Source organism: Halochromatium sp. (assembly GCF_054919635.1).
This window is the reverse complement of record NZ_JBUDPI010000409.1, coordinates 1-3082: the sequence shown is the minus strand read 5'-3', so window position 1 is coordinate 3082 and position 3082 is coordinate 1. Positions and strand designations below refer to the sequence as shown.

General features: G+C 65.9%; 3 protein-coding genes. 1 reads left to right on the top strand and 2 read right to left on the bottom strand.

Going from position 1 to position 3082, the window contains the following annotated elements; all coding sequences use genetic code 11:
- Positions 1–138: 138 nt before the first annotated feature.
- The gene (locus ACY693_RS17440; RefSeq protein WP_462323080.1) at positions 139–2004 is read right to left on the bottom strand and encodes a serine hydrolase domain-containing protein; all 1866 of its coding nucleotides are present in this window, start codon (positions 2002–2004) and stop codon (positions 139–141) included.
- 128 nt (positions 2005–2132) lie between these two features.
- Positions 2133–2330 carry a carboxymuconolactone decarboxylase family protein gene (locus ACY693_RS17435; protein ID WP_462323079.1) on the bottom strand — a complete coding sequence of 66 codons (198 nt, stop codon included), beginning with the start codon at positions 2328–2330 and terminating at the stop codon, positions 2133–2135.
- A gap of 457 nt (positions 2331–2787) precedes the next feature.
- Between ACY693_RS17435 and ACY693_RS17430 the strand changes: the two genes are divergently transcribed.
- On the top strand, positions 2788–3057 hold the full coding sequence (locus tag ACY693_RS17430; protein ID WP_462323078.1) for an HvfA family oxazolone/thioamide-modified RiPP metallophore: 270 nt from the start codon (positions 2788–2790) through the stop codon (positions 3055–3057).
- Positions 3058–3082 lie beyond the last annotated feature (25 nt).

Below are 3082 nucleotides of genomic sequence, written 5' to 3'. Positions count from 1 at the left end.
TGCCAGTCTGCTGCTAGACGGCGCCGCGAATGCTCGACAGCTCAATGGCTTTGATCTCGACAACAGCCTGGTTCCGGTCGAGGCGATCCACGCCGGCGGACCGGATCGCGATGGCATTCCGGCCATTGATGCAAGCGGCTAACGACCAACCGGCTCGGCCAGATATCCCGACCAACGCAGCCGTGTCTGGCCCTCGTGATCAACCATCTGCACCGAATCCCCGCGCGTGCGCCCCAGTCCGAGCAGGATCGCGCGCTCGTTGGTCACCGTGCGCAGCGGCACCTGAATCCGATCCGGCGAGAGCACCGGCATCCGATAGCTGAGGCAGAGCTTGCCATCGGTGAGCTTGAGCTTGAGGTCGGTGACCGGAAAGCCGGGGTCTGGATTGAGAATGCGCCATGCGCCGAGACGCTCGCGCCAACTTGGCGGTAACGGCTCCTGCGGCACCTTCTCGCCGATGATGCGCTCACCCTGCGGGGTGTCGGCAACCAGGACCTCGCGGCCTTCGATCCGGCGCGTCTGCAGTCGCAGCTCCCGGAGTCGACGCAAGCTTGCGCTGCCCAGGCGCGCGGGCTCGGACTCGGACGCGTCGCCGCGTTGATCCGACGGCGCGGCGCCGATCCAGCCTTGTGGATAGGGCATCAGGTCGAGCTGCTCGCCGGTCATGCAGGCGCAGAGGCGATCCCGCTGTGGCTGGATCGCGATCAGACCAAGGTCGGTGGCGAAATGACCCTCGGCCGGGAGCGTCTCTGTCGGCTCCGTCGCATCGGTTGGCGTTGGCGGCGTCTTCGCGGCCGCGACGAACAGGTCAGCCGGGATCGGCTCGGGCTCAAGCGTCATGGCATGGGTGAGGATGGCCTCGGCCAGCGGCGTGACCACGCGCTCGGCATGGCCGGCGTTGGCCAGGACGACCACGCCCAGACCTTGCTCTGGCAACAGCACCCACTCGGCGGTGTAGCCGAGGCTGTTGCCGCTGTGGCGCACGACGCGCGTTGCTCCGGGGATGCTCTGCTGCTCGAGGAAGACGCCGAGGCCGACGCTCAGGCCCTTGTCGAGCGCGATATCGGCATTCTGCGGCTCGATCATCGCCTCGATCAGGCTCGGCTCAATGAGCTGTTTGCCTTCAAGCTCACCGGCACAGAGCAGCGCGATGCTCAGGCGCGCCATGTCCGCGGCGCTGGTCTCCAAGCCCTGCGCGGGCAGATCGCGCAGCGGCAGCGGCGCAAAACGATCGCCGTTTCGGTGGCCCATGGCAAAGGCGTCATCGAACGTCGGCTGTGCGGCGAATCGGGTCTGCGATAAGCCCAGCGGCTCAAACAGCGCCTGCTGGGCGTGCTCGGCGAAGGGCGTTTGCGTGACGACCTGCAGCAGATGACCGAGCAGGCTGTAGCCGAGGTTGGAGTAGTTGAAGATCAGGTTCGGGGGAAAGGCGGCATACTCATCCCGCAAGCGCTCGCGCACTTGGGTGAAGGGCTCATCGGACCAGAGACCCTTGTTCAGATCGGAGGGCAGCCCGGCATGATGGCTCAGGAGCTGGCGGAGGGTGATCGGCTGCGCGGTCTGATCGAAGCGGCTCTGGAGGCGAAAGCCCGGTAGCGCTGAGCCGACCGGCTGGTCGATGTCGATCCTGCCTTGGGCCTGCTGGGCCAGGACCAGCAGCGCGGTGATCGGTTTCGCCAAGGAGCCGGCCCGGTAGCGGGTCTGGGCCTGGGCCGGGCGTTGCTGCTCGGGCTCGGCGAGGCCGAAGCCCTCGAGCCAGAGGATACGATCGTGGCGCACCAGCGCCAGACTGAGACCGGGGATCGCGTAGTCGGCTTGCGCGGCCTGGATCAGGGGGGTCAGGGCCTCGCGCAGCGGGACCATCTCCTCGACGATGATGGCGTTCGCATCAGGCTGCGTTGGCAGGGGCTCGGGCTTGGGCACAGGCTCGGACGCCGGCACAGCGACAGCTCCGAGGCTGATGACCGAGAGCAGGAGCAGCGTGGTACGTCCCAGTGGCGTCATCGCGCGGGGCCCGAGGCGAAGAATCAATGGGCTGCAGTGTAGACAACGATAACGCCGAGACCAACTCTGGACTCGGCGTTGTGTTCCCGAGCGAGGTTGATGCTCGGCTTTTCGACACCCCGGCCCCCTCAGGCATCGGCCTCACTCGCCGGCCAGGCACGATGCTGAAAAGCGGCATCCAGCTCGGTACCGGCGATGTGGTTGGTGTAGTTCGACAGGGTCTTCATGCCGACCCCGAGGATCACCTCCAGGACCTGCTGCGGGTCGAAGCCGGCCTCCTGAAAGGCAGTGACGTCTGCCGCATCGACCCAGCCACGCGCCTCCACGACCGCAGTGGTGAAGCGCCGCAGGGCCTCGAGTCGTTGGCGTCTTTCGGCGCCGATTCCAGGTCGTGGTCAGGAAAGTGCGATGGGGTGGTGGCTTGCATACTGTTCTTCGGCCCTCGGTTAGGATGTTCACTGACAGGACTCTACCGAGAACGGACCGGCTCAGGCGCAAGATCATTGCAGCCAGCGATCAACGCTAGGCTCACCCCGGGCGTTTCAGTCTAGGGCTTCATCAAAGCGTCATCCTCAGCGATCGCGCACCTCGATGCAGGCCGTGCGTGTGATCAGCCCATCGGCATCAACAGCGGCTGAAAGATTCCACCGACCACCGCGGTCCTTAGCGAGTGAGAGCCACTGACCCAGTGCAAGTGACCCAGGCAAGTGACCCAGTGCAAGCCGACCGGGGCTGCCGTCAGGGCGATCAGTCTATGAACCCTATGTCTTTCGGAGTGTTTCCATGTCCAAGCAGATCATGACCCCCGCTGCCCTGATGGCCGGCGCCACCCTCGTCGGCAGCCTGAGCGTCGCCAATCTGGCCCAGGCCGGCGACAACCCCTTCGTCACCGAACAGCTCGAGAGCGGCTATCTGCAGCTGGCCGAAGGCAGCTGTGGCGAGGGCAAGTGCGGCGCCAAGGATGACGGCGAAGGCAAGTGCGGGGAAGGCAAATGCGGTTCCAAGGATGGCGGCGAAGGCAAGTGTGGCGAGGGCAAGTGCGGCAGCAGCTAAGGCTCGCGCACCGCTGAGCGACTCC